We start from the raw sequence: 23,470 nt of genomic DNA on the forward strand, positions 1-23,470 counted from the left end.
GCGCCGGATCGGCCAGAGGGCTGGCCTCCTACCGGGGTTGGTCGGGCGGTGCCGGACCGGGCAGCGCCGGATCGGCCAGAGGGCTGGCCTCCTACGACGGTGGGAGGCCGGCCCTCCGGCCGATTGTGCGTCGGGGTGGTCTCCTGCGCCGGATCGGCCAGGGGCTGGCCTCCTGCGGATACGGGATGGATCGTGGGGTTAATCGGGGGCATGGCCGGGTTCTCCCTGGCGATAGGGCGAATGCTCGTGCAGGCGCTCGCAGTGGCTGTGCATCATGTCCGCCTCACGTTCGCAGAAATCGCGCACCGGCCCGTCGAAGCCCGGGGTCAGGATCGCGTGGATCGACCAGGTGGGCGTGGGCAGGAAGCCGCGCGGGATCTTGTGCTCGCCCTGGGCGCCGGGCTCGAAGCGCGTGAGGCCCTCGCGGATGCAGAACTCGATGCCCTGGTAGTAGCAGGTCTCGAAGTGCAGGGCGTCCAGCTCCTCGGTGGCGCCCCAGAAGCGCCCGTACAGGGTGTCGTGGCTGCGGTAGCACAGCGCGGCGGCGATGGTCTCGCCGTCGCCATCCTCACCATCGCCATTCTCCGGGCGCCGCGCCTCGAACAGCACCACCTGATCGCCCAGCGCGGCGGCCGTCTCCACGAAGAACGCCTCGGTGAGGGTGGGGATGCCCATGTGCTTCTCGAAGGTGTCGACGTAGAAGCGATGGAAGCGCGCCCAGTCCTCCGGCGAGCCGGTGGCCCCGGTGACAGTACGGAAGGTGATGCCGGCTTCCGCCACGCGGCGGCGTTCGCGCTTGATGTTCTTGCGTTTTTTCGACGACAGCGCGGAGAGAAAGGCATCGAAATCCGCATAGCCCCCGTCCGCGGCGTTGGTCCAGTGGTACTGGCAGCCCATGCGCTCGGGCAGCCCCAGCGGGGCCAGCGCCTCGCGGTCGGCGGACTCGGGGAACAGCACGTGAACCCCGGAGGCCTCCAGTTCGCGCCCGCGGGTCACCAGCGCACGCAGCAGCTGGCGGCGCAGGCGGTCCGCGTCGGGGGCTTCGGGGTGCACCAGCAGACGGGGACCGGTGGCCGGGGTGTAGGGCACCGCGACCACCAGCTTGGGGTAATACTGCAGGCCCTGGCGCTGCCAGGCACCTTCCCAGGCGAAGTCGAAGACGAACTCGCCGTAGTTGTTGGTCTTGGCGTAGGCGGGGGCGGCGGCCACCAGCGCGTCGTCGTGGAAGATCAGCACGTGCTGGGGGAACCAGCCGAACTGACGCCCCAGACACTCGTGGCGCTCCAGCCCCTCCAGGAACGCATGGCGCAGAAACGGCTCGCGCCCGCCGGTGAGGGCATCCCACGCGGCGGGATCGAGTTCGCCCAGCCCGTCGCGCAGCTCGATGCGCTCGTCCACCCCGGCGGGCGGGGCGTCTTCATCGGTCGCCGCGCGGGCTTTCGCGCCCGGGGTCCCGGGATTGCCGGACGAGTGCTCCTCGCTCACCGCCGTGTCCGCGTCACAGCTGCTCGTCGAGGTATTTCTCGGCGTCCAGGGCGGCCATGCAGCCGGTGCCCGCGGAGGTCACCGCCTGGCGGTAGATGTGGTCCATCACGTCGCCCGCGGCAAACACGCCCGGCACGCTGGTGGCGGTGGCGCCGCCGTCCTGGCCGCCCTTCACCTTGATGTAGCCGTTCTCCATGTCCAGCTGGCCCTGGAAGATGTCGGTGTTGGGCTTGTGGCCGATGGCGATGAACACGCCCATCAGCTCGACGTCCTTCGTCTCGCCGGTCTGCGCATGCTTGATGCGCATGCCGGTCACGCCGGTCTCGTCGCCCAGGATCTCGTCGAGGTTGTGGTTCCACTCGATGTTCACGTTGCCGTTCTTTTCCTTCTCGAACAGCTTGTCCTGCAGGATCTTCTCCGCGCGCAGCGAATCGCGCCGGTGGACCAGGGTTACTTCGGAGGCGATGTTGGACAGGTACAGCGCCTCTTCCACGGCGGTGTTGCCGCCGCCGATCACCGCCACCTTCTGGTTGCGGTAGAAGAAGCCGTCGCAGGTCGCGCAGGCGGACACGCCCTTGCCGGCGAAGGTCGTCTCCGACTCCAGCCCCAGGTACTGCGCCGAGGCGCCGGTGGAGATGATCAGCGCATCCGCGGTGTAGGTCGCCTGGTCACCGGTCAGGCGGAACGGGCGCTGGTTCACGTCCACGGTATGGATGTGATCGTTGATCACCGTGGTGTCGAAACGCTCGGCGTGCTTCTTCATGCGCTCCATCAGCTCGGGGCCCTGCACGCCGTCGGGGTCGCCCGGCCAGTTGTCCACGTCGGTGGTGGTCATGAGCTGGCCGCCCTGTTCCAGCCCGGTCACCACGACCGGATTGAGGTTGGCGCGCGCGGCGTACACCGCGGCGGTCCAGCCGGCCGGGCCGGAGCCCAGGATCAGCAGCGGGCAATGGCGTTCGCCGCCATCGGACTTCTTCGAGTCATCGGTGCCGGTGGAAACCTGTACCGCACCGGTGGCGGCCGCGATGCCCGCGGGCTGCTTCTCGTCGCTCATGTACTCTCTCCTTGAAGTCGGGAAACGTTCGTATGGGCGGGATTATTGGGGCGCGGGGCGGGCTTGTCCAACATCCTCACCGCCGAAGTCGGGGCGGCCTCGCGATAAGCGAATTTCATGAACGCCTTCGCAACCCGAACCGGGGCCGGGGCATCACTACATGGAGCGGGCGGTGGACAACTCGGGGAGTGTCCACAGCCGCGACAGGACGCGAAATCCCCTGTCTTGTCCACAGGTTGTTCAGCCGTTGTTCCTGGATAGAGTACTATATGTTGTGGCTGGCAAGAGCCGCATCCCCGATCTATAGTATCCAGCGTCATCGCCACCGATGACACCCGAATTTCCCGGAACGACCGTAGAGCGCGAGGCCTGCCCCCATGTACAGCGACACCCAGACTGCCGAATCCGTACAGGACACCACCTATCCGCCGCAGTCCGAGCCCTCGGCGGAAATGATGGCCACCACCCCCGGTCAGCACCAGGTGATCCGCCGTAACGGCAAGGTCACCAGCTTCGACCCGGCCAAGATCGAGGTCGCCATCACCAAGGCCTTCCTCGCGGTGGAGGGCGGCAACGCCGCGGCCAGCCGGCGCATCCACGACATCGTCAAGGATCTCAGCGCCCAGGTCTGCGACAACCTGTTCCGCCGCGCCGGCACTCAGGGCACCACCGTCCACATCGAGGACATCCAGGACCAGGTGGAACTGGTGATGATGCGCGGCGGCCACCACAAGGTCGCGCGGGCCTACGTGCTGTATCGCGAACAGCAGGCGCAGAAGCGCGCCGCCGAGGCCGCCGAACACGGCCCCGCGGAAGCCGCCGAGGAGCCCACCCTGCACGTGACCCGTGCCGACGGCACTCGCGCGCCGCTGGACGAGGCGCGCCTGCAGGCCGTGGTCGCCGAGGCCTGCGAGGGCATCGAGCACGTGGAAGGCGAGCGCATCCTCAAGGAAGCGCGCCGCAACCTGTTCGACGGCGTGGCCGAGAAGGACGTGGGCACCGCGCTGGTGATGGCCGCGCGCGTGATGATCGAACAGGAGCCGAACTACTCCGAGGTCACCGCCCGGCTGCTGATGGACAACCTGCGGCGCGAGGCCCTGAGCTTCGTCTCCGGGCGCCGCGAGGAGGCTACCCACGCCGAACTCGCCCAGCGCTATCCGGAATACTTCGGCGCCTACATCCGCCGCGCCGCCGAGCTCGAGCTGGTGGACGACGAACTGACCCGCTACGACCTCGACAAGCTGGGCGCCGCGCTCAAGCCCGAGCGCGACCTGCAGTTCACCTATCTCGGCCTGCAGACCCTGTATGACCGCTACTTCATCCATAGCGACGGCACGCGCTTCGAACTGCCGCAGGCGTTCTTCATGCGCGTGGCCATGGGTCTGGCGATCAACGAGATCGACCGCGAGGCGCGCGCGATCGAGTTCTACAACCTGCTGAGCTCGTTCGACTTCATGAGCTCCACGCCGACCCTGTTCAACTCCGGCACCCTGCGTCCGCAGCTCTCCAGCTGCTATCTGACCAGCGTGCCGGACGACCTCGACGGCATCTACGGCGCGATCAAGGACAACGCCCTGCTGTCCAAGTTTGCCGGCGGGCTGGGCAACGACTGGACCCGCGTGCGCGGCATGGGCGCCCACATCAAGGGCACCAACGGCAAGTCGCAGGGCGTGGTCCCGTTCCTCAAGGTGGCCAACGACACCGCCGTTGCGGTGAACCAGGGCGGCAAGCGCAAGGGCGCGGTGTGCGCCTACCTCGAGACCTGGCACATGGATATCGAGGAGTTCATCGAGCTGCGCAAGAACACCGGCGACGACCGCCGCCGCACCCACGACATGAACAGCGCCAACTGGATCCCCGACCTGTTCATGAAGCGCGTGGCCGAGGACGGCCAGTGGACCCTGTTCTCGCCCAACGAGACCCCCGACCTGCATGATCTGGTCGGCGAGGAATTCGAGAAGCGCTACTGCGAGTACGAAGAGAAGGCCGCGCGCGGCGAGATCAAGGTGTACAAGACCCTCAACGCGGTCGACCTGTGGCGCAAGATGCTCGGCATGCTGTTCGAGACCGGCCATCCGTGGATGACCTTCAAGGACCCGTGCAACCTGCGCAGCCCGCAGCAGCACGCCGGCGTGGTCCACAGCTCCAACCTGTGCACCGAGATCACCCTGAACACCTCGGATGACGAGATCGCGGTGTGCAACCTGGGCTCGATCAACCTGGCCGCGCACGTGGACGAGAACGGCGAGTTCGATCACGCCAAGCTCGAGAAGACCGTGAACACGGCCATGCGCATGCTCGACAACGTGATCGACTACAACTACTACTCCGTGCCCCAGGCGCGGCGCGCCAACCTGCGCCATCGCCCGGTCGGGCTCGGGATCATGGGCTTCCAGGATGCCCTGTACAAGCTGCGCCTGCCGTACGCCTCCGAGGAGGCCGTGGAGTTCGCCGACGTGTCCATGGAGGCCATCTCCTGGCACGCCATCAAGGCCTCCACCGATCTGGCCGAAGAACGCGGCCGCTACGAGAGCTTCCCCGGCAGCCTGTGGAGTCAGGGCATCCTGCCGATCGACTCGATCGACAAGCTGGCCGAGTCGCGCGGTGACTACCTGCAGATGGACCGCACCCAGCGCATGGACTGGGACAGCCTGCGCGAGCGCGTGAAGACCACGGGCATGCGCAACTCCAACACCATGGCCATCGCGCCCACCGCGACCATCTCCAACATCTGCGGGGTCAGCCAGTCGATCGAGCCGACCTACCAGAACCTGTTCGTCAAATCGAACCTGTCGGGCGAGTTCACCGTCATCAACCCCTACCTGGTCCACGATCTGAAGGACCGCGGCCTGTGGGACGAGGTGATGGTCAACGACCTCAAGTACTACGACGGCTCGCTGCAGCCCCTGGACCGCGTGCCCGAGGACCTCAAGGCGCTGTACGCCACCGCCTTCGAGCTGGATACCCGCTGGCTGGTCGAGGCCGCCTCGCGCCGGCAGAAGTGGATCGACCAGGCGCAGAGCCTGAACCTGTACATGGCCGAGCCTTCCGGGCCCAAGCTGGATGCCCTGTACAAGCTGGCCTGGGTGCGCGGTCTCAAGACCACCTACTACCTGCGCTCCATGGGTGCGACCCACGTGGAAAAGAGCACCGTGGCCGACAGCAGCCGGGCCAACAAGCTCAACGCCGTGAGCGGCGGCCCCGGCGACAGCACCGCGGGCTCCGACTCCGCGGCCGCCTGCTCCGTACTCGACCCCGACTGCGAGGCCTGCCAGTAAGGCAGGCCCCCGACCTCAACCGAACACCGAACACGTAACACCGAATCGACAAGGAGAACGCACATGCTGTCCTGGGACGATCCGATCGCCGCGATCAAAGGCGAAAACCAGCAGGAACCCAAGGTCCGTCCGGGCATGGGCTTCCAGGAAAACGAAGACCTGATGACCACCGCCGGCGCCGCCCCCAGCGTCTCGCCCGAGCCCGAGAACGCCGGCGACCCCGCGCCCGATTACAACGAAGAAGCCCTGACCGGCACCGGCCTCGAGGACATCGAGCGCGGCGCCGAGCGCATCCGCGTGGACGACAAGAAGATCATCAACTGCAACGCCGACCTCAACCAGCTGGTGCCCTTCAAGTACCAGTGGGCGTGGCAGAAGTACCTGGACGGCTGCGCCAACCACTGGATGCCGCAGGAAGTCAACATGAATGCGGACATCGCCCTGTGGAAGGACCCGAATGGATTAACTGAGGACGAGCGCACCATCGTCAAGCGCAACCTCGGCTTCTTCTCCACCGCCGACTCGCTGGTGGCCAACAACCTCGTGCTGGCCGTGTACCGCCACATCACCAACCCCGAGTGCCGCCAGTACCTGCTGCGCCAGGCCTTCGAGGAGGCCCTGCACACCCACGCCTACCAGTACTGCGTGGAAAGCCTGGGCCTGGATGAAGGCGAGATCTTCAACATGTACCGCGAGGTCCCCTCGGTGGCCACCAAGGCGGAGTGGGCCCTGCCGTTCACCAAGCACCTGGCCGATCCGAACTTCCGCACCGGCACGCCCGACGCGGACCAGAAGCTGCTGCGCGAACTGATCGCCTTCTACGTGATCTTCGAGGGCATCTTCTTCTACGTGGGCTTCGTGCAGATCCTCTCCATGGGCCGGCGCAACAAGATGACCGGCGTCGCCGAGCAGTTCCAGTACATCCTGCGCGACGAATCCATGCACATGAACTTCGGCATCGACGTGATCAACCAGATCAAGGTCGAAAACCCGCACCTGTGGACCGAAGACTTCAAGAACGAGATGCGTGACATGATCGCCGAGGCGGTGGAACTGGAAGCCCAGTACGCCCGCGACACCATGCCCCGCGGCGTGCTCGGCATGAACGCCCCCATGTTCGAGGAATACCTGCACTTCATCGCCAACCGCCGCTGCGCCCAGATCGGCCTGGCCGAGCTGTACCCCGGCGCCGAAAACCCGTTCCCCTGGATGAGCGAAGTGCTCGACCTGAAGAAGGAGAAGAACTTCTTCGAGACCCGGGTAACGGAATACCAGACCGGGGGCGCGCTGAGCTGGGACTGACCCGGCGAGGCCGAGACCCAAAGACGCGGAGCCAGGGAAATGGCCATGCAGCAACAGAAGAGGGCGCCGCAAGTCGGCGCCCTTTTTTGTGGAGCTTTACGCCAGGTCCAGCGGGCTGCGTACCGCCAGTCCGCCCCGGTTCAGCACGTGCGTGTAAATCTGGGTCGTGGACACATCGCTGTGGCCCAGCAATTCCTGCACCGTGCGGATGTCGTAACCACCCTCAAGCAGATGTGTGGCAAAACTGTGGCGCAAGGTGTGGCAGCTCGCCTTCTTTGCGATACCCGCCCGTCGGGCCGCAGACGTCACCGCCTTTTGCACAGCCGTCTCGTGCAGGTGATGCCGACGCGTTGCACCGCTTCGCGGGTCCACGGAAAGCCGCACGCTCGGAAACACGAACTGCCAGCGCCACTCCCGCGCTGCCGCGGGGTACTTGCGGGCCAGGGCATCCGGAAGCAGGGCCTCCCCGAAACCGGCATCCAGGTCTCGTTGATGCAGTGCCCGGGCCTCCTCGAGATGCCTCGAAAGCGGATCGACCAGCGATTGCGGCAACGGGACGATACGATCCTTGTCGCCCTTGCCTCGCCGCACCACGATCAGCCCCTGATCGAACTCCACATCCTGGACGCGCAGACGAAGCGCCTCCATCAGCCGCATGCCCGAACCGTAGAGCAGGGAGGCGATGAGCCAGTGCATGCCGTCGAGTTCCGCCAGCAGACGCTTGACCTCGTCGCGCGAAAGAACCACCGGCAACCGTTTTGGCCGACGAGACCGCCTGAACGCTCCAAGATCGCCCAGGGGTTTCTCCAGCACCTTCTCGTAAAGGAACACCAGCGCATTGAGCGCCTGGTTCTGGGTGCTGGCCGCGACATTCCGTTCCACTACCAAATGTTCCAGAAACGCGGCCACTTCCGCACCGCCAAGCTCATCCGGGGACCGCTCCTCGAAATGCCAAAGAAAGCGACAGACCCAGCCGAGATAGGCCTTCTCCGTGCGGAACGCCATACCCCGTGTGCGAATGGCCGAGGCCAGCCGTGCAAAGAGATCAAGGTGCTTGCGGATGAGCGGAGTAAAGCGCGTCTCGCCAACCCGTTGTGCGTAATCTTCCGGCGAAACCGGCGCAAACTCCCGTGCCGTCGTGGCATGTTGCGCCTCCAGCGTGCGCGCCGAATCCCGCCAGAACTCCCAGTCCGGCGGTGCCGTCCATTCTGGCTTCACGATGCTATACAGAATCCGTATAGCATCGACGGTCTGCCGGAACTGCCAGTCCTGAATCGACGAGTTCTTCCCTTCGCTGGTCAGATACTGAGCGATGTCCTCCGCCCCGAGTTCCGCCAGGCGACGACCGGGATACGCCGCGATAAACCGTTCCGCCCGGACCACGTACCAGCGTACCGCCTTTGGCTTAACCCCTTGAAAAATCGCCACATTCCGGTATCGCTCCCAGAAACGGCGTTCCCTTTCGGCACGACTTCCTGTCGCCATCAGCCGACCTCCTTGTTTATCCACGATTCGGTCATGGGTATGCTGCAGGAACAGCGGCGGCCAGAGCAAGGGACGGCGCTGCGAGAATCAGGTGCTATACAGATTCTGCATATCACCAATATGACAGATTCTGTCTAATCTACTGTTAAATGGAGCTCCGATGATGGACCTTGAGGCGGAACTGCCACGGCTAATTCCGAAGGCGATCGAGTGGGCAGTCTCACAAGAGAGGCACGCCCTGGTGGCCGGACGTCCGCTTTCCGCTCAGATGATCGGAGTCGCCCGTCATGTGGGGGTGGCTTCTCCAGAAGCCGTCAGGATCGTGGAAATTGATAGATTGCCTCGGCCGAGCGATCCGGAGCTAAGTGCAGTGGTGGACGAAACCGGATTGCTTGGGCCTAGTATGGTCGGTTTAGCCCTTGGCTATGCAGTATTTATTGTTGCGGGGCATGGCACAGCACGGCTTATATCCCACGAATTCCGTCATGTACATCAATATGAGTCGAACAACGGCATCAGCGGTTTTCTGCCGATATACCTAGGCCAGATAGCTAGGTACGGGTACCGAGACGCTCCGATGGAGATAGATGCGAGAGAGCATGAGGTGCATTCCATCTAACACACTGCGAAAGCCAACGCTCGCAAGCTCACACGGCTTAGCTATGCGCGGAATGTCAGACAGAGACGAGGTTGGAAATGGTATTCAAGCATATCAACGGAGTTGTAGTCGAGGCTCAGTTCTCTCCATGTGGCCGGTACAGATATCGCTTGACGATTGATCGAGAGGATTCGACTGGGGACCACAGCAGCGTATCTGTCATTATGCAGAATCCGAGCGTCGCCAATTCTGAAGTTGCAGACAGGTCCGTCCAGTTTCTGGAAAATCTGATTTTCAACAAAGACTATGACGAGTTCAAAGGTGTGACGCGCATAATCGTCGTTAACCTGTTCGCTTTCATTCAAACGAATGATTTTGAAGGCGTTGACGATCACATTGGCACCGAAAATGACCGCCATATAGAAAATGCGCTCGATGAGGCTGATATTGTTCTGATTGCCTGGGGCGCCGGAAACCCTTATCTAGAACGGCAGCAAGCCATCACTTCGATGCTTGCACAACATCGCGGGAAGAAGATTCTGAAGACTAAAAAGCACCCGTCCCGTGGATCATATAAAGATTTCGTCGAGCCACTCAACATTTAACAATTCGCGTAAGGCGGACGTCCCTGACGGGCCGCCGCTTCGCTCCGCGTTAGGCTATACAATCGGTTCATCAACGAAGAGGAAGAAAAATGGGAAGTTATGTTCAAAGTGCATTGACTAACGGCGAGCAAATCGCGTACGAGGGGAAAGTAAGTCTTTGGTCCCTTGCGCCCCTGTTCATCATCGGTTTGTTGCTGCTGCCCTTCTGGGGCATCGGCCTTCTTTTTTGGATTTTAGCAGTCATTAAGTATTTCACTACAGAGCTGGCAATCACCAATAAACGTGTTATCGCCAAGTTTGGCCTTATTAGCCGAACAACCGTTGAGATCAATATACAGAAAATTGAAAGCATTCAAGTCAATCAAGGCATTCTTGGTAGAGTCTTCAACTTTGGCTCAATTGTGGTCGCAGGCGCGGGCAACCCTCAAGCACCTGTGCCAGGCATCTCCAACCCGCTGCAGTTCCGTCGGGAGTTCATAAAGACGCAAGAAAATATTGGTTCGGGCCAGCCTTCGGTCGGAGCCGCGCAAGCCTAACAATCGCGTAAACGCGGACTGCCCAAAACTGCGCCGCTTCGCTTTGCAGCTTTGGGCAGCCGGTTACGCGTAGCGTTATGCAGAAAGGGGATCGTATGTGGCATCACGTTAGGATTAAGCCGTGGGTAGGGGGGAAGTACCACTGTCCAGAGAACTTTCCATTCCGGACTTTGATCCTCGGGGAATCCAACTACACGACGCCGGACATATTCTCTTCCGATTTGGTGGTCAACTGCGTACGCACACACCTCGGGCAGAATGACGATCCAAACTTTTCCAGATTTGCAACAAAAATTCGGAGGCTTGCATGTCGCTCCAGAGAAAACTTGTCTCGTAAGGTGTTCTGGAGCGATGTCGCGTTCTATAACTTCATTCAAGTACTCGTAGGCCAAGCGGCACGGGATCGACCTACCGAGGATATGTGGCATGAGTCAGTGGCCGCGTTTGGTGAGGTCATGGAGGCGCTCCGGCCGGAGAGAATATGGGTGCTTGGCAAGGCCAACTGGCGCAATTTCGTTCGGCACGTCGAGCACAGTCGTATCGACCCCGACACGGTCGAGCTGCCTTTATCCGGAGAATCGGTGTTGGCGTCGTATACGAATCATCCATCAAGCGGAATTAGCTACGAAAAATGGGCGCCGGTAGTTGCGCGGATTCTATTCGACGAGCATAACAATGCGCTTCAGGCGACGCAGGGAAGCTGCGCGCCTGAGCGCTAGCGTTGGGTTTCCTGAGAGCTATGGATATAGAGAATCAAATACAAGAAATTCTAGATCGACACGACACGGATGAGGAGGTCATTGTGTCGAATGCATTTTCGGATGGCGGCGTAGATCCGCTCTTTCCTCGCTTGGCTCGTGCAGCTCTGAATCAGACGGACGAGGGTGGTGCCACTTTTAGCAGGTACGCTATTTGGGCCAATACGGTCAGGGACAATCTACGCGAAGCCTCCGAGAATGTAAGGGCACATAATTACGAAGAGGCTGAAAGATTCATTCGTCGCTCAATTAATGCATTGTCTGCCTTCTCCGAGATCCAGGCGCTCTTTGATGGAAGAGACAGCGGAAACCCAACAAGGGCGACGGAGTCCGACACTTGACCGCTCCCTCCCTTCGCTGCCGCTCCGGTCGGTCGCCGTCAAGCGCGGCTCATCGCTGACGTTCGCCTAGAATTGGACCGGATGAGAGCGACTGCTAGAGGTATACATGAGTGCACTTGATTGGCTCCCCGCTGTACTTACAACGTCGCTCCTCGCCCTGGCGCTTTGGCTATTCCGCTCGTTGATCTCCACGCGCCTGACAGCCAGCGTGAAGCACGAGTTCGACGAAACGATAGAGACACTCAAAACGGAACTCCGCAAGAGTGAGGAATCCTTCAAGGCGGACTTGCGTGCCAAAGAAACGGAGATCGAGGCCCTTCGTTCCGGAGCACTCTCGAGCTTGGCCTCAAGACAAGCTGCTCTCGACGCTCGGCGCATCCAAGCCGTTGATCAGCTATGGACTGCAGTGCAGGATCTGGGTCCTGCCAAGTCCGTATCGGCAAATGTCGCGATTCTGAAGTTCAAAGGCGCCGTCAAGGCATCAGCCGAGAATCCACAAGCGAGGGAGATGTTCGCCATGCTGGGTGGCCAAGTGGATCCTCAGAAGATTCATACGGGAGAAGCCGAGAAGGCGAGGCCGTACGTTTCCGAGATGGCATGGGCCGTCTTCTCTGCCTACCGATCCATTCTCTCGGTCGCTATGATCAAGATGCAACTTCTCAAGAGCGGTCTCGACTTGCCTGACGTTGTGGACGAGGAGCGAGTTCGACGCCTTGTCACCACTGTGCTTCCTCACCAAGCCGAATTCGTCAAGGAGCATGACACAGGAGCCTACCACTACTTGCTCGGCGAGCTGGAAACTCGCCTCCTACAAGAGTTGCGGCGCGTTTTGCAGGGCGCCGAGTCCGACAGGGAAGCAATCAAGCAGGCAGGAGAGATTCTGCGAGAGTCGGAGAACGTGATGGATTCACTTGCCGAATCTGTGGGTGCAGAATCAACTCAAGGAGAACGGCGAACAAGAACCTGAACGCGACAAGAGAAGGTCGCGCTTCGCTTGCCTTCCCTTGCGCGTTAGGAACGGCGTTGGGTTGCTCAAATGCGAGAGGTATGGGTTTGACGGATGATTTTGAAAAAGCAAAGTCCCGCCGTGATGAATATAGTGCGCGGTTCTGGGAGCAGAAGGGGAAATACACTTACTACACTGTTTCGTTGCCTTTCGCTCTTGCCGGGATTGCCGTTGCGTCATACCCCTATCCAGAGAGCCCGAATCTAGCATTGGTAGTAGCTGAGATCGGGGCATGGTTGTTCTTGCTGTCGGCAGGGGCTGCGGGCTTGCGAGCAAAGTGGGGCGAAATGGAGCAGTCTCGTAAGAGTTCGATTATTGCGTCAGGGAAAATGCAGCGATTTGAAGATGGAGATCCCCAGGATCCGGACTACGCGAGAGCTGTTGCGCAGGTGGCTCAATCTCAACAGGAGCAACTCCGTGACGCAGAGAATGCAGAAAGCTTTGGAAGCAAATGGCTGCCTCGTCTATTGTTTGTCGGAGTTTGTTTGTGGGTCGCTAGTCGGTCTTTAATGGTGCTGAGTGCTTAATTACATGAATGAACAACCCAACAAGGCCATTCAGCCGACGCTCGGACCTCGCGCGGCTGATGGCTGGCGTTATCTCGCATAGACCCTGCTGCCCGTCATATCCCGCGGATTTACAGGAGGTATGAACTACATGGACACCACCCGTCTGCCATTTCCCGAGGCCACCGATCACAGGCGGTACGACGCCGAGCTGGCCTCCTGCCTGGCCGACCACTCCACACTGGTCTACAAGGGCCACCGCGAGATCGCAACAACTCTCACCGCCGCCGGGTACGACCGGGTCGTCATCTTCCGCGACGGCGGCACCAACGCCTATCTGGCGCGCTTCGGTTCAACCCCGGAGGAGGGCGGCCGCCGCTGGGTGCTGGCGTGGCGGGGTACCGAGTTCGATTATCAGGACATCATCGCCGATGTCACCTTCTTCAAGCGCACCTCCGATTACCGCAACAAGTGGCGCGTTCACGGCGGCTTCCTCACCGCCATGCAGGCCGTCTGGGGCTCCTGGTGGGAGCCGGAGCTGCCGGACGAGGCGGAGGACGCCAGGGTGACGCGCGTCGGGTCGGAGGGGGTCACGGAGATCATCGCCCGCGAGATCGGCGAACAGGACCGACTCGTGGTTACCGGCCACAGCCTCGGCGGCGCACTGGCCCAGCTCGCTGCCTTCTACCTCCACCGCGACCTGTTCGGCGACAGCGGCCAAGTCGCGGCCGTCTACACCTTCGGCTCTCCCAGAGTGTTCGGCATCGAGCAGGCCAGGCACCTGGAGGGCGCGTCGCCTTATCCCCATTTCCGGGTGGTCAACGGCGCCGACCTGGTGCCCCGGGTGCCGCCGGTGGCGCTCGGGTTCCGACACACCGGCCGCAACGTCTACATCGAGCGCAACGGCGATGTCCGCAAGGATCCGTCCTGGTGGCGCGTCTTCAAGGATGTCGGCTGGCGCCAGGCCGTGCTGGTCGGCCTCACGCTGCTGCTGGTCTGGGGCGGCCTCACCGGACTGGAGTCGCTCGGCATGGTGACCCTGCCATGGTACGCGAAGGGCATCGTCATGGCCGTGCTCGCCATCGCCGCGGTGCAACTGCTGCCGAAGCTGCTGCGCCTGTTCCCCGGCAAGATCCGCGCCCGCTGGCGCCTTGTCAGCGACCATTTCATGGAGGCGTATGCGCGTGGGGTGCGGGAGGGGCGGGTGATTGGGTAGTTCTATTGCGGGGACTCTTGAGCCCGGCTGTTCCTTCCGTCGGATACCTTGTTTGCCTTCAGGCAAGGTTGTACTCTTAAACGTACGCCAAAATGTACCGGGTGGTTTCCATGTCAAGGGTTCGAGTAGATGAAGATATCCGTCCTCTGTCTGAATTTCGTGCAGGGGTAGCCACATTCGTAAAGCAGCTCCATGAAACGCGTCGTCCTATGGTGCTGACACAAAGAGGTCGGGGCGTTGCAGTACTGGTGGATGTTCACGAGTACGAGAAGATGCAAGAACGTCTGGAAATACTCGAAGAGGTGTACAAGGCGGAAGAACAAATAGCTTCCGGGGATGGTACAGGGCATGAAGATGCGAAGAGCCGGGTTTTGAGTGGGCTGACCCAATGAAGATTGTCTGGTCCCCGCTTGCGCTGGAGCGTGTCGAGGACATAGCGCGGTATATTTCAGAAGATAGTCCGGATGCTGCGGTACGGTGGGTTGATGATTTATTTACCGCAGTAGAGCGGTTAGCTGATTTTCCCAAAAGTGGACGCATGGTGCCCGAGGTGGGATCACCTCGCATAAGGGAGCTGATATTTGGAGCGTACCGGGTGATTTATAGCATCAAGGATCAGATTGATATTCTGACTGTGCGTCGCAGTAGTCAGCTATTGCGTATGTCCGGTCTTGATGATGACGAAACATAACCATCGGCTCCGGCTACCCAGCGACCGATTTTCCGCCGCTTCTTGGCTCCAAACCGGCGTGTGAGCCGGGCGCTGGCTACGGTGAAGAGGGTGTGGGTCCTGCCCTGCATCAGTCCGGCAAGGGAAGGTTCGCGCGTACCATGGGCATAGGTGTCAGGTAGGCCTCCAGCTGGTTGGCCAGCCAGGTCACCACGGGGCCGCCATGGGCCTGTTCGGATTCCAGCACGCAGAAGGTCTTCCACCAGTTGGCGTTCGGGTGCGGGATGGTGCGGAGCTGTTCCTGGCTCGGGGCGTGGCGGATGAGGGGAAAGGGCAGGTCGGCCCAGCTGGCGCTGCGCCGTCTGGATTGTGTGCTGGCGCGCACCAGGGAGCAGGTGCTGGAGGACTACGAGATGCTGAAGAAGGTGACCGCATGAGCGGGGGAGAGCTGATCCTCTACCGCAGCGAGGATGGGAAGGCGGAGATCCAGCTTCGCGTCGAGGGCGACACCGTGTGGCTGACCCAGGCGGAGATGGCGGAGCTGTTCCAGACCTCGGTGCCCAACATCAACACCCACGTCAGGAACATCCTGGAGAGCGGCGAGCTGTCCGCCGAGGCAACTATTAAGGAAAACTTAATAGTTCGTCAGGAAGGGACGCGCCAGGTGCGGCGCAAGGTGAGTGTCTACAGCCTGCCGATGATCCTGGCCGTCGGCTACCGGGTGCGTTCCCCCCGTGGCACCCAGTTCCGCCAGTGGGCCACTGCCCATCTGGAGGAGTACCTGGTCAAGGGCTTCGTCATGGACGACCAGCGCCTCAAGGATCCCGGCGGCGCGGATTACTTCGACGAGCTGCGTCCCGATGGCTGGCCCACTCCTTCCAGGTTCAGGCGTTGCAGTTGTTCTGTGAATTCAGGCTTGTATTCAATCCGTACCCATGGCTGATACCCGCTACATCACCGCAAACCGTCTGACCGAAGAGTCGCAGGCGATCCAGAGGCGCGGGCGCAACCTGGTGCTGCTCCTGGGGTTGCCGGTGGCGCTCGGGGCGTTCTTCGTGCATCCGCTGGCGGGGCTGGTGACGCTGGCGGGGGTGGTCGCGCTGGTGGGCCTGGTGGGCGGCAGCGCGGTGATCGAGGCGGGCGCGCGCGGCGAAGATGCGGCGCTGGAGTATCTGGCGGAGCTGCCCGACTCGTTCACGGTCTTCAACCAGGTGGATCTGCCGGATGAGCGTTCGCGCACGGGCGTGACCGAGGCGGATCTGGTGGTGGCGGGACCGGAGGCGCTGTTCGTGATCGAGGTGAAGCACAACAGCGGGGCTATCGACTGCGACGAGCAGGCCTCGCAGTGGACGGTGAGCAAGACCGGACGGCGCGGCAGCCGCTACACCAAGCAGATGCGCAACCCGGTGCGGCAGGTGAAGAAGCAGGTGTGGCTGCTGAGCGAGTACCTGAAGGGCCGCAAGGCCAAGCGCTGGATCCAGCCGATCGTGCTGTTCACGCACCCGGAGGTGTCGCTGGGGCGTTCGGACGACCTGTCGGTCCCGGTGCTGACGGGGCCGGAGCTGGTGGACTACATCCGCCGCTTCCGCCCGGAGCGCCCGCGCCCGGTGAAGGAGAACACGGTCCGGGCCATCGCGGCGCTGAAGGGCTGAAGGGCCGAAGCCGGGCGGGACCGGGGCCCGGGCAGGGCCGGCCGGTCCCGCGCGAGGGGTTACTCCTCGGCCGGCTCGCCGGTGATGAGCTCCTGGATCAGCGGGCGGATCTTCTCTTCGGTGGGGCCGAACTTGTCGGGGCGCCCGCCGCCGCGACGGGCATCGTATTCGGCGGTGCCGATCAGCTGCTCCTGCTCGTACAGCCGGGCGTCGAAGTAGGTGAGGTACATGGCCAGGTCCCAGGTCCAGTTGGCGGTGAACTCCAGGTGGTGTTCGGCGTCCGCCGGCCGCGTACCCCGGTACAGCTCGGACTCGATGCCCATGTCCTCGAACATGCCCACCAGCGAGTCGTTCAGCTCCTCCATATGCACGTCCGGGTTGTGCTCCACGTAGACCTTTTCGATGGCCTGACGCTCCGGCACGGGTTCGACTTCCTGCGAGATCGCGCAGCCGGAGGCGAACAGGACGGCGAGGACGGCGGCGGGCAGTCGGAGCATGGCGTGGTTTTCCCCTGTTGAAAAAGCGTGAAGGCTATCACGCTCGCGCGGGGCTGGAGGAAGTTCGGCTCGCTTGACGGTATTTGATGTGTTCGCTAATTTCAGTTTTAACAGAAATACGAGAACGGACCGATGCAGCTGAGCCCGACCATGGAAAAGTTCGTCCTGCACTGGGGCGAGATGGGATCGCGCTGGGGCGTGAACCGCACGGTGGCGCAGATCCATGCGCTGCTGTACCTGAGCGAGCACCCGCTGACCGCGGAGACCATCGCCGAGACCCTGGGCGTGGCCCGTTCCAACGTGAGCACCAGCCTGCGCGAGCTGCAGTCCTGGGGGCTGGTGAAGGTGGTGCACGAACTGGGTGACCGGCGCGATCACTTCGTGTCGCAGAAGGATGTCTGGGACATCTTCATGACCATCCTCGAAGGGCGCAAGGAACGCGAGCTGGACCCGACCCTTACGACCCTGCGCCAGTGCGTGCTGGACAGCGAATCCGATGCGCAAACCACCCCCGAGGCGAAGGCGCGCATGAACGATACCCTCGAGTTCCTCGAGCAGCTGCTTGGCTGGTACGAGCAGATGCGGGGACTGGACCGCGAGACCCTGGTGAAGCTGATGAAGATGGGGGCGCGGATCCAGAGCCTGCTGGGCAAGTAAAAAAATTTGCCCGGTAGTTTCTGTATAGACAGAAACAACCGAAACCAAGGAAAAGGAGTCATGCCATGGAAATCCAGCCGCTTGTCATTCTCGGGGTCCAGCTGGCCACTGCACTGGGCATCAGTCTGGTCGTCATTCATCTGATTCAGCCGGCCCTTGAGCCATTGCTCGGGGAGGTGTGCGGCAGCGAGGCCGCGGCGCGCTTCTGGGTCAACTTCACGCGGCTGATGGTGCTGATCGCACCGCTGCTGCAGGTGATCCTGCTGGCGGCCGAACATGGCGGCATGGGCTCCGTCGAGCTGATCCGCGGGACCCTGTTCCACGCCCTGGGAGGTGTGTTCCTGGCCCTGTCGGTGATCGGCCTGGTGATCTGGAAGGTCGCGCTGGTCGACCGCGCCCGCGGCGCGGCCGGCGGCGAATGAGCGCGCCGGGGGTAACGGGATGCGCATTCTGCTGACCGGAAGCACGGGTTTTGTGGGGCGCCATCTGGAGCGGGCGCTGCGCGAGCGCGGCCACGAGGTGGTCGGATGCGCGCGTGGCGCCGCACCGGTCCACTGCGATTTCACTCGGGATCATCGGCCGGAGGACTGGCTCGGACGTGTGACGGGCATGGATGTCGTGATCAATGCCGCCGGCATTGCCCGTGAGCAGGGTGCACAGTCGTTCGCGGCCTTGCATGAGCGCGCTCCGGCCGCCCTGTTCACGGCCTGCGAGCAGGCCGGGGTCGGCCGCGTGATCCAGATATCGGTACTGGGGGCGGACCCGGCCGCCGACGACCCCTGGCTGCGCAGCCGGGGGCGCTCGGATGCGGATCTGGCCGCCAGGCCGCTGGACTGGCTGATCCTGCGGCCGTCCATTGTGCATGGCGAAGGCGGGGCCAGTACCGGCTTTCTGCGGGCCCTGGCGGCTTTGCCGTGGGTGCCCCTGGTGGGCGACGGCGGGCAGATGCTTCAGCCCGTCCATGTCGATGACCTGGTGCGCGCGGTGGTGCAGGCGGTCGAGTGCGGCGAGCCGCGCTGCCAGGTGCTGGACTGTGTGGGGGCCGAGCCGGTGACGCTGGCGCGGGTGCTGGCCCGCTGGCGCGCCTGGCTGGGGGCGGGCGCTGGAGAGCCCTGCCGGTGGCGCCGCGGCTTGCGCGCGCGGGGGCGGCGCTGGCGGGCCGGCTGCACGTGGCTCCGGTGAACGGGTCGATGGTGGACCTGTTGCGGCGGGGCAGCACGGCCCCGGTGGAGCCATTCGAGCGCGGGTTCGGGTGGCGCCCGCGCGGTTTTGCCGGGGCGCTGGCGGCCCGGCCGTCCAGCGAGGCGGAGTTGTGGCATGCGCGGCTGTACGGTCTGCGCCCGCTGCTGCGCTTCGCGCTGGCCTTCGTCTGGATCTGGACCGGGCTGGTGTCGGCGTTGCTGCATCCGCCTCAGGCCAGTCTGGACTTGCTGGCGTCGGCCGGTCTGACGGCCGCCCCGGCCGTTACCGCTCTGTATGGTCTGGCGCTGGTGGACGTGCTGCTGGGCCTGGCACTGCTCGCGGGCTGGCGGGTGCGCGAGGTGGCGTGGATCCAGGTCGTAATGATGGCCGGTTACACCCTGGGCGCGGGGCTGCTGCTTCCGCAGCTGTGGATCGACCCGTTCGGGCCGCTCAGCAAGAACCTGCCCCTGATCGTGGCCACGCTGATGCTGATCGCAATGGAGGGGCCCCGGCGATGCTCTACCTCGGACTGAAGACGCTGCACGTGCTGGGGGCGATCCTGCTGTTCGGGACCGGTCTGGGCAGTGCGTTCTACAAGTACATGGTGTGGCGCAGTGGCAGCGCGGCGGCCATTGCGGTCACCGACCGTCTGGTGGTCCGTGCGGACTGGTGGTTCACCACCCCGGCGGTGATCCTGCAGCCGCTGACCGGGTTCGCGATGGTGTGGCTGGCCGGCTGGCCGCTCGACAGCGCATGGCTGTTGTGGACCGGTGCGCTGTACCTGCTGGCCGGGGCCTGCTGGCTGCCGGTGGTCTGGCTCCAGTTGCGGATGCGCGAGACCTCGGCCCGCGCGATCCGCGAGGGCGTCGATCTGCCACCCGCCTACGCCCGCCGCATGCGGCTGTGGTTCTGGCTGGGCGTCCCGGCCTTCTCGGCGATGCTCGTCGTGGTGGCCCTGATGGTGTTCCGCCCGGTGTGACGGCCCCGCACCGGGGCGGGGACGTCACGCACGCGAATCAGCGGGCGACGGGTACGCGGTCCCAGTACTGCATCGCCGAGAACTCGCCCTCGAGCCGGAACCCGTCGCTGGCACCCAGGTCGTCCAGCGGGGTGGCGATGCCTTCCACGTCCAGGTGGCCGTGGAACGTGTCGTCCGGTTCGGCGGTATCCAGCCGGACCTCTCCGCTCAGGCCCTGGCCGACGGTCAGGAAGGAGATGTCGCCGGGTTTGCTGACATCCCCCACCAGCAGGTGCGCGGCCAGCCGGCCTTCGGCCTCGGTGCTGCGCGGGTCGGCGATCTCGAGGGTACCGGTGTCATCGGGAACGCCCGCACCCACCCGGGTGAAGATCATGCAGGCGGTGGTTTCCAGCTCCGGCAGGAAGGCCTCCACGACCAGGGCGAAGCCGTCGCCCTGCTGCGGATCTTCCTGGCCGCCCCAGGCCGCCTGCCCGAGCAGTGCACCCGAGTGGGCCCCTTCCAGGGCCCCGTCGAAGGTCGCCTGCTCGTCCAGCATCGCCGCCAGCTCGTCGCGCGGCATGTCAGAGGGCAGGGGGAGGCAGACATCCAGCATGTCGGCCAGCACGGGCGGGGTGCGGAGGTATTCGAAGGCGGCCGCGCTGGCGCGCGGGTACTCCTGCAGGGCGGCGTAATCCGGTGCGTCGGCGTCGTCGCTGAATTCGGTCACCTCGATCCGGTAGGCGATGCCCGACGCCTGGCCGGGTGACTGGTCTTCTTCCAGTGCCCAGTCCCGGGCCTCCATGGTTTCCAGGGTGTCGGCGGAGGTGTGGAAGCCCTGAAGCTGCAGGCCGGCCGGCATGCCGAGCGGTTCCAGGGCCTCGCCGAGGGTGTGGAGGTAATGGGTCTCGAGGCCGTCCGGGACGTTGGGCCCGATGGCCATGCGGAACATGCCGGGGCTCAGCTGCAGCAGCGCCGACGAGAAGGGCACGTCCTCGTACACCCACACCGTTCCGTGGTTCACCGAGAACAGGGCCTCTTCATCGTCGCTGTCGAGGTTGGTCATCTCGGTGACCGCGGCCAGGCGGTAGCCCTGTGCCGTCTCCCCGGCGATCTCGCGCGTCTCGCCGGTTGCGGCCACGTGTACGCGATATTCTTCCACTCGCCGCTGGTTGTCGAACATGTCCTGGAACGTGTGCGGCGGCTCCACTTGTTCGCTCTGGAACACCGGCAGCAGTACCCCCAGCTCCTGTTCCTTGCGATACACCTCGCCATCCAGGGCCGGCCCGGTGAACAGGTCCTCCTGCCCGCCGAGGCCGGAACGGTAGTCCTCGTCGGGATGGATGCGGGTGATCTCCGGGCCCTGGGTCACCGTCCAGCGGATCTCGTCGCCCTGGATGTCGGTCAGCACGCCGTAGCGGTAGTGATCGCCCCCGCCATCGAGGGCGAGGGGTTCGAGCTGGATCGGCGACTCATCCGCCGAAGCGGTGAACGCGGTGATCGCCAGTGCGGGCAGGCCGAGGGCCAGCACCAGCGAACGGCTGCGGAAACGGGTCTTCGCGGGCATCGAACATCTCCTTGCTCGGGGCGGTCCTGTGGCATTCTCAACAGGCTCAATATGGCACCGTCCGCGGAGATGCACCCCCTCCAAACGAGGGGGATGCGGGTATCACTTGCCGTTATCAGTTGCTGAAGAGGGCCTCCAGCTCGTCCTCGCGGCTGCGCACCGCTTCCACATCCTGCTCGGGCACGTCGGGTGCGACGTTGTGCAGCATCTCGCGCTGCTGCTCCAGGGCGTCGCGCATGGTCGCCTTCTGTTCCGCCGGCATGTCCGGATCGTCCTCGATGCGCTGCAGGCTTTCGTCCAGCTCGCGCTCCATCTCCGGGAGCCGGCGCTCCATCTCCAGCGCATGCCGGGCGTTGAAAATCTGCGAGCCGATCTCGGTCAGTTCGTGGCTGCTGTCGAATCCGTGACGCGCGGCGATCTCCTCGACCTCTTCCTCCATGCGCGCGACCTCTTCGATGGCCTGACGGACCTCCGCCATCGAGGCCTCGTCATCCTGCGCGTCCATCTCCGGTTCCTGCACATCGGGCTGCTGCGCGCTCCACTCGTTGAGTTCCTCGGTCGCCGCCAGCCAGCGGTCGATCGTGTCGCCGTCCAGCGCGTGCGCGGGCACCGCCAGCAGCGGCAGGAACAGCGCGAGCATCAGCAACGGTTTCGTGAAGCCCTTCATGGCAACTCCTCGGTTCACGGGGTTCGGGGTTCAGAGTGTACGGCGCCATCGTCGCGCCATGCCAGCAGGTCCGTCATTGCGCGCAGGAGCTGCCACTGGCCCATGAGTCCGACGCCATGCGGGTCGATGTGGGAGAAGCCGTCGATCCGGTGCAGGTCGGTTTCGCCGATGGCTCGGGCCAGGCGCATGCTCTCGGTATGCGGGATCATCGTGTCGTCCCGGCCGTGGATGAGGAGGGCGCGGCCGGAAAGATGCGAGAGATCGTGCTCGGCGAGGGACCCGGCCTCGATGGCTTCCCGCGCGCTGGCCGGCAGGTCATCCAGCAGCTGCGGTACCCGCTCGCGGTCGTCGTTCAGGATCAGCGCCAGCAGGCTTCGGCCCTCCGCGCCGAGTGGGTCGCTCAGCTCGTCGATGCGCGCCTCGGGGTCGGCGGCGCGCCGGCGGGCGATTTCTTCGAGTAGCGCGCGGTCCGCGCGGTCATCGAGCACATGCAGGTTGCCCCACAGAAAGAGCCATTTTGCCAGCGGGTCGGGCGTGCGCGTCTGCCACCGGTTCGAGCCGGGTTCCCGGTAGGCCCCGGTGGTGGCGAAGGTGACGACGTTTTCGGTGTCGTAGTAGCCGCCGATCCCGACCAGGAAGTCGATGGCTTCCTGCCCCTCCGGCTTGAGTGTGGCCAGCACGGCCAGGCCCACGGCGTAGGAGATGGCGGCGACCCCCACGTCCTGTTCGTCGGGAGCGCGCTCCACCTCCAGGCGGGCGAGCAGGGCGGCGGCGTCACTGATGGCCGCGGCATCCTCGCGGCGCACGCTGAGCGCTCTCGAGCCCTGCAGGTCGGGCACCAGCACCAGAAAGCGCGCCCGCGCCAGCGTACGGGCGAGCTGTACCAGCCGCGGGTCGTCCTTGCCCTGCGGCGTGAAGCCCGGTACCAGGACGATGCGCGCGCCCACCTCCTGCCCGGGATGGTACAGGTCGGCGGCGATGTCACCTTCGTCCGTCGTGAACGTCAGTGTTTCGCGCGCGGGCTCGGGGGTGCGCTCCTTCAGCGCGCTCGGCCCCGCGCCGGCCTCGATGTCCTGGAGTACGCGCATGGCCTCCCAGCCCTGCGCGGCGATCCAGCCGGCGAAGACCCCAAGCCCCAGCAACAGCACAGCCGCGATGCGAAGCATGCCCTTCTCCCGTCAGTCCGGACTTGCTGCCTCGGGAGTATGGGGCAATCAACGCGTTGCCGCCCGGGGGGTGACGAGTCCGTAAACGTTCACGTCGCCGGCCGGATGCGTCCCTGGGCGTCCTTGCCGCCGTCAGTCCCGCTTGCGGAATCGGAATGTTATAAGATAACTTTTCGTTAATCGGGATGCGCGACCCCTGCAGCTCCCGCCTCTCGCGTGACGCACCACTCCCCGGCCTGGCGTGGGCCTCTATCTCCCTCGCATCGGTTTCCCTCGCCGGGTTCGAG

General features: G+C 63.8%; 25 protein-coding genes. 18 read left to right on the plus strand and 7 right to left on the minus strand.

Features of this window, described 5'->3' with window-relative positions; translation table 11 throughout:
- Positions 1-198 precede the first annotated feature (198 nt).
- Positions 199-1,485 carry a GNAT family N-acetyltransferase gene (locus D577_RS0112660; protein ID WP_018947839.1) on the minus strand — a complete coding sequence of 429 codons (1,287 nt, stop codon included), beginning with the start codon at positions 1,483-1,485 and terminating at the stop codon, positions 199-201.
- A 13-nt stretch (positions 1,486-1,498) separates the two neighbouring features.
- Positions 1,499-2,539, minus strand: coding sequence for a thioredoxin-disulfide reductase (gene trxB, locus D577_RS0112665; RefSeq protein ID WP_018947840.1), 1,041 nt, complete (start codon positions 2,537-2,539; stop codon positions 1,499-1,501).
- A 377-nt stretch (positions 2,540-2,916) separates the two neighbouring features.
- Here trxB and D577_RS0112670 point away from each other — a divergent pair, with 377 nt between their 5' ends.
- Together D577_RS0112670 and D577_RS0112675 are read left to right on the plus strand one after the other, a co-directional pair.
- Complete coding sequence (locus D577_RS0112670; RefSeq protein WP_018947841.1) at positions 2,917-5,817, plus strand: ribonucleoside-diphosphate reductase subunit alpha; 2,901 nt, start codon at positions 2,917-2,919, stop codon at positions 5,815-5,817.
- 63 nt (positions 5,818-5,880) lie between these two features.
- Positions 5,881-7,119 carry a ribonucleotide-diphosphate reductase subunit beta gene (locus D577_RS0112675; RefSeq protein WP_018947842.1) on the plus strand — a complete coding sequence of 413 codons (1,239 nt, stop codon included), beginning with the start codon at positions 5,881-5,883 and terminating at the stop codon, positions 7,117-7,119.
- A gap of 96 nt (positions 7,120-7,215) precedes the next feature.
- On the opposite strand, the gene D577_RS0112680 is transcribed toward D577_RS0112675, so the two are convergent.
- On the minus strand, positions 7,216-8,502 hold the full coding sequence (locus D577_RS0112680) for an integron integrase (protein ID WP_018947843.1): 1,287 nt from the start codon (positions 8,500-8,502) through the stop codon (positions 7,216-7,218).
- A 262-nt stretch (positions 8,503-8,764) separates the two neighbouring features.
- Here D577_RS0112680 and D577_RS14135 point away from each other — a divergent pair, with 262 nt between their 5' ends.
- From D577_RS14135 to D577_RS0112720, 11 genes are all read left to right on the plus strand, one after another.
- Complete coding sequence (locus D577_RS14135) at positions 8,765-9,223, plus strand: hypothetical protein (protein ID WP_081618843.1); 459 nt, start codon at positions 8,765-8,767, stop codon at positions 9,221-9,223.
- 77 nt (positions 9,224-9,300) lie between these two features.
- Entirely contained in the window at positions 9,301-9,807 is a 507-nt protein-coding gene (locus D577_RS14140; RefSeq protein WP_081618844.1) for a DUF1643 domain-containing protein, read from the plus strand.
- An 89-nt stretch (positions 9,808-9,896) separates the two neighbouring features.
- A complete protein-coding gene (locus D577_RS14145) occupies positions 9,897-10,343 on the plus strand; it encodes a PH domain-containing protein (RefSeq protein ID WP_026289067.1) in 447 nt (148 codons plus the stop codon).
- A 326-nt stretch (positions 10,344-10,669) separates the two neighbouring features.
- A complete protein-coding gene (locus tag D577_RS14290) occupies positions 10,670-11,062 on the plus strand; it encodes a hypothetical protein (protein WP_155985580.1) in 393 nt (130 codons plus the stop codon).
- Between the two features lie 486 nt (positions 11,063-11,548).
- The gene (locus D577_RS0112690; protein WP_018947845.1) at positions 11,549-12,409 is read left to right on the plus strand and encodes a hypothetical protein; all 861 of its coding nucleotides are present in this window, start codon (positions 11,549-11,551) and stop codon (positions 12,407-12,409) included.
- 80 nt (positions 12,410-12,489) lie between these two features.
- Entirely contained in the window at positions 12,490-12,975 is a 486-nt protein-coding gene (locus D577_RS14295) for a hypothetical protein (RefSeq protein WP_155985581.1), read from the plus strand.
- A gap of 121 nt (positions 12,976-13,096) precedes the next feature.
- Positions 13,097-14,170 carry a lipase family protein gene (locus tag D577_RS0112695; RefSeq protein WP_018947846.1) on the plus strand — a complete coding sequence of 358 codons (1,074 nt, stop codon included), beginning with the start codon at positions 13,097-13,099 and terminating at the stop codon, positions 14,168-14,170.
- Between the two features lie 110 nt (positions 14,171-14,280).
- Positions 14,281-14,562 carry a type II toxin-antitoxin system Phd/YefM family antitoxin gene (locus tag D577_RS14540; RefSeq protein WP_077244974.1) on the plus strand — a complete coding sequence of 94 codons (282 nt, stop codon included), beginning with the start codon at positions 14,281-14,283 and terminating at the stop codon, positions 14,560-14,562.
- On the plus strand, positions 14,559-14,861 hold the full coding sequence (locus D577_RS14155; RefSeq protein ID WP_081618845.1) for a type II toxin-antitoxin system RelE/ParE family toxin: 303 nt from the start codon (positions 14,559-14,561) through the stop codon (positions 14,859-14,861). The genes D577_RS14540 and D577_RS14155 overlap by 4 nt, the downstream gene beginning before the upstream one ends.
- Positions 14,862-15,273: 412 nt before the next feature.
- On the plus strand, positions 15,274-15,783 hold the full coding sequence (locus tag D577_RS13720) for a virulence RhuM family protein (protein WP_018947850.1): 510 nt from the start codon (positions 15,274-15,276) through the stop codon (positions 15,781-15,783).
- Entirely contained in the window at positions 15,776-16,492 is a 717-nt protein-coding gene (locus D577_RS0112720; RefSeq protein ID WP_018947851.1) for a nuclease-related domain-containing protein, read from the plus strand. The genes D577_RS13720 and D577_RS0112720 overlap by 8 nt, the downstream gene beginning before the upstream one ends.
- 59 nt (positions 16,493-16,551) lie before the next feature.
- Here D577_RS0112720 and D577_RS0112725 read toward each other — a convergent pair whose 3' ends face one another.
- Complete coding sequence (locus D577_RS0112725; RefSeq protein WP_018947852.1) at positions 16,552-16,989, minus strand: Sbal_3080 family lipoprotein; 438 nt, start codon at positions 16,987-16,989, stop codon at positions 16,552-16,554.
- Between the two features lie 132 nt (positions 16,990-17,121).
- Between D577_RS0112725 and D577_RS0112730 the strand changes: the two genes are divergently transcribed.
- The 5 genes from D577_RS0112730 (at position 17,122) to D577_RS0112745 (ending at position 19,807) form a co-directional block, all read left to right on the plus strand.
- Positions 17,122-17,646, plus strand: coding sequence for a GbsR/MarR family transcriptional regulator (locus tag D577_RS0112730; RefSeq protein ID WP_018947853.1), 525 nt, complete (start codon positions 17,122-17,124; stop codon positions 17,644-17,646).
- Positions 17,647-17,711: 65 nt separating this feature from the next.
- Positions 17,712-18,068 carry a hypothetical protein gene (locus D577_RS0112735; protein ID WP_018947854.1) on the plus strand — a complete coding sequence of 119 codons (357 nt, stop codon included), beginning with the start codon at positions 17,712-17,714 and terminating at the stop codon, positions 18,066-18,068.
- A gap of 19 nt (positions 18,069-18,087) precedes the next feature.
- Positions 18,088-18,828: an NAD-dependent epimerase/dehydratase family protein gene (locus tag D577_RS14460; protein WP_244263466.1), complete on the plus strand. Its 741-nt coding sequence runs from the start codon at positions 18,088-18,090 to the stop codon at positions 18,826-18,828.
- A complete protein-coding gene (locus D577_RS14465; protein ID WP_244263467.1) occupies positions 18,825-19,361 on the plus strand; it encodes a DoxX-like family protein in 537 nt (178 codons plus the stop codon). The genes D577_RS14460 and D577_RS14465 overlap by 4 nt, the downstream gene beginning before the upstream one ends.
- A complete protein-coding gene (locus tag D577_RS0112745) occupies positions 19,343-19,807 on the plus strand; it encodes a DUF2269 domain-containing protein (RefSeq protein ID WP_018947855.1) in 465 nt (154 codons plus the stop codon). The genes D577_RS14465 and D577_RS0112745 overlap by 19 nt, the downstream gene beginning before the upstream one ends.
- Before the next feature lie 37 nt (positions 19,808-19,844).
- Here D577_RS0112745 and D577_RS0112750 read toward each other — a convergent pair whose 3' ends face one another.
- The 3 genes from D577_RS0112750 to D577_RS0112760 all read right to left on the minus strand — a co-directional run bounded on the left by D577_RS0112750 (position 19,845) and on the right by D577_RS0112760 (position 23,183).
- Positions 19,845-21,350 (minus strand): hypothetical protein, encoded by a 1,506-nt coding sequence (locus D577_RS0112750; RefSeq protein ID WP_018947856.1) that lies wholly within the window; start codon positions 21,348-21,350, stop codon positions 19,845-19,847.
- A 115-nt stretch (positions 21,351-21,465) separates the two neighbouring features.
- On the minus strand, positions 21,466-22,017 hold the full coding sequence (locus tag D577_RS0112755) for a hypothetical protein (protein ID WP_018947857.1): 552 nt from the start codon (positions 22,015-22,017) through the stop codon (positions 21,466-21,468).
- Positions 22,018-22,031: 14 nt separating this feature from the next.
- On the minus strand, positions 22,032-23,183 hold the full coding sequence (locus D577_RS0112760; protein WP_018947858.1) for a hypothetical protein: 1,152 nt from the start codon (positions 23,181-23,183) through the stop codon (positions 22,032-22,034).
- Positions 23,184-23,470 lie beyond the last annotated feature (287 nt).

The organism is Thioalkalivibrio sp. AKL17, assembly GCF_000377885.1.
In the GTDB taxonomy this organism is placed as follows: domain Bacteria; phylum Pseudomonadota; class Gammaproteobacteria; order Ectothiorhodospirales; family Ectothiorhodospiraceae; genus Thioalkalivibrio; species Thioalkalivibrio halophilus.

Excerpts from the sequence above, each read along its gene's own strand:
- D577_RS0112725 (WP_018947852.1), bottom strand. The coding sequence starts at position 16,989 with ATGCTCCGACTGCCCGCCGCCGTCCTCGCCGTCCTGTTCGCCTCCGGC.
- D577_RS0112755 (WP_018947857.1), bottom strand. The coding sequence starts at position 22,017 with ATGAAGGGCTTCACGAAACCGTTGCTGATGCTCGCGCTGTTCCTGCCG.
- D577_RS0112735 (WP_018947854.1), top strand. The coding sequence starts at position 17,712 with ATGGAAATCCAGCCGCTTGTCATTCTCGGGGTCCAGCTGGCCACTGCA.
- D577_RS14140 (WP_081618844.1), top strand. The coding sequence starts at position 9,301 with ATGGTATTCAAGCATATCAACGGAGTTGTAGTCGAGGCTCAGTTCTCT.
- D577_RS14155 (WP_081618845.1), top strand. The coding sequence starts at position 14,559 with ATGAAGATTGTCTGGTCCCCGCTTGCGCTGGAGCGTGTCGAGGACATA.
- D577_RS0112730 (WP_018947853.1), top strand. The coding sequence starts at position 17,122 with ATGCAGCTGAGCCCGACCATGGAAAAGTTCGTCCTGCACTGGGGCGAG.
- D577_RS14540 (WP_077244974.1), top strand. The coding sequence starts at position 14,281 with ATGTCAAGGGTTCGAGTAGATGAAGATATCCGTCCTCTGTCTGAATTT.
- D577_RS0112760 (WP_018947858.1), bottom strand. The coding sequence starts at position 23,183 with ATGCTTCGCATCGCGGCTGTGCTGTTGCTGGGGCTTGGGGTCTTCGCC.
- D577_RS14460 (WP_244263466.1), top strand. The coding sequence starts at position 18,088 with ATGCGCATTCTGCTGACCGGAAGCACGGGTTTTGTGGGGCGCCATCTG.
- D577_RS0112745 (WP_018947855.1), top strand. The coding sequence starts at position 19,343 with ATGCTCTACCTCGGACTGAAGACGCTGCACGTGCTGGGGGCGATCCTG.
- D577_RS0112675 (WP_018947842.1), top strand. The coding sequence starts at position 5,881 with ATGCTGTCCTGGGACGATCCGATCGCCGCGATCAAAGGCGAAAACCAG.
- trxB (WP_018947840.1), bottom strand. The coding sequence starts at position 2,539 with ATGAGCGACGAGAAGCAGCCCGCGGGCATCGCGGCCGCCACCGGTGCG.
- D577_RS14295 (WP_155985581.1), top strand. The coding sequence starts at position 12,490 with ATGGGTTTGACGGATGATTTTGAAAAAGCAAAGTCCCGCCGTGATGAA.
- D577_RS0112670 (WP_018947841.1), top strand. The coding sequence starts at position 2,917 with ATGTACAGCGACACCCAGACTGCCGAATCCGTACAGGACACCACCTAT.
- D577_RS14145 (WP_026289067.1), top strand. The coding sequence starts at position 9,897 with ATGGGAAGTTATGTTCAAAGTGCATTGACTAACGGCGAGCAAATCGCG.
- D577_RS0112690 (WP_018947845.1), top strand. The coding sequence starts at position 11,549 with ATGAGTGCACTTGATTGGCTCCCCGCTGTACTTACAACGTCGCTCCTC.
- D577_RS0112720 (WP_018947851.1), top strand. The coding sequence starts at position 15,776 with ATGGCTGATACCCGCTACATCACCGCAAACCGTCTGACCGAAGAGTCG.
- D577_RS0112695 (WP_018947846.1), top strand. The coding sequence starts at position 13,097 with ATGAACTACATGGACACCACCCGTCTGCCATTTCCCGAGGCCACCGAT.
- D577_RS0112750 (WP_018947856.1), bottom strand. The coding sequence starts at position 21,350 with ATGCCCGCGAAGACCCGTTTCCGCAGCCGTTCGCTGGTGCTGGCCCTC.
- D577_RS14135 (WP_081618843.1), top strand. The coding sequence starts at position 8,765 with ATGATGGACCTTGAGGCGGAACTGCCACGGCTAATTCCGAAGGCGATC.
- D577_RS13720 (WP_018947850.1), top strand. The coding sequence starts at position 15,274 with ATGAGCGGGGGAGAGCTGATCCTCTACCGCAGCGAGGATGGGAAGGCG.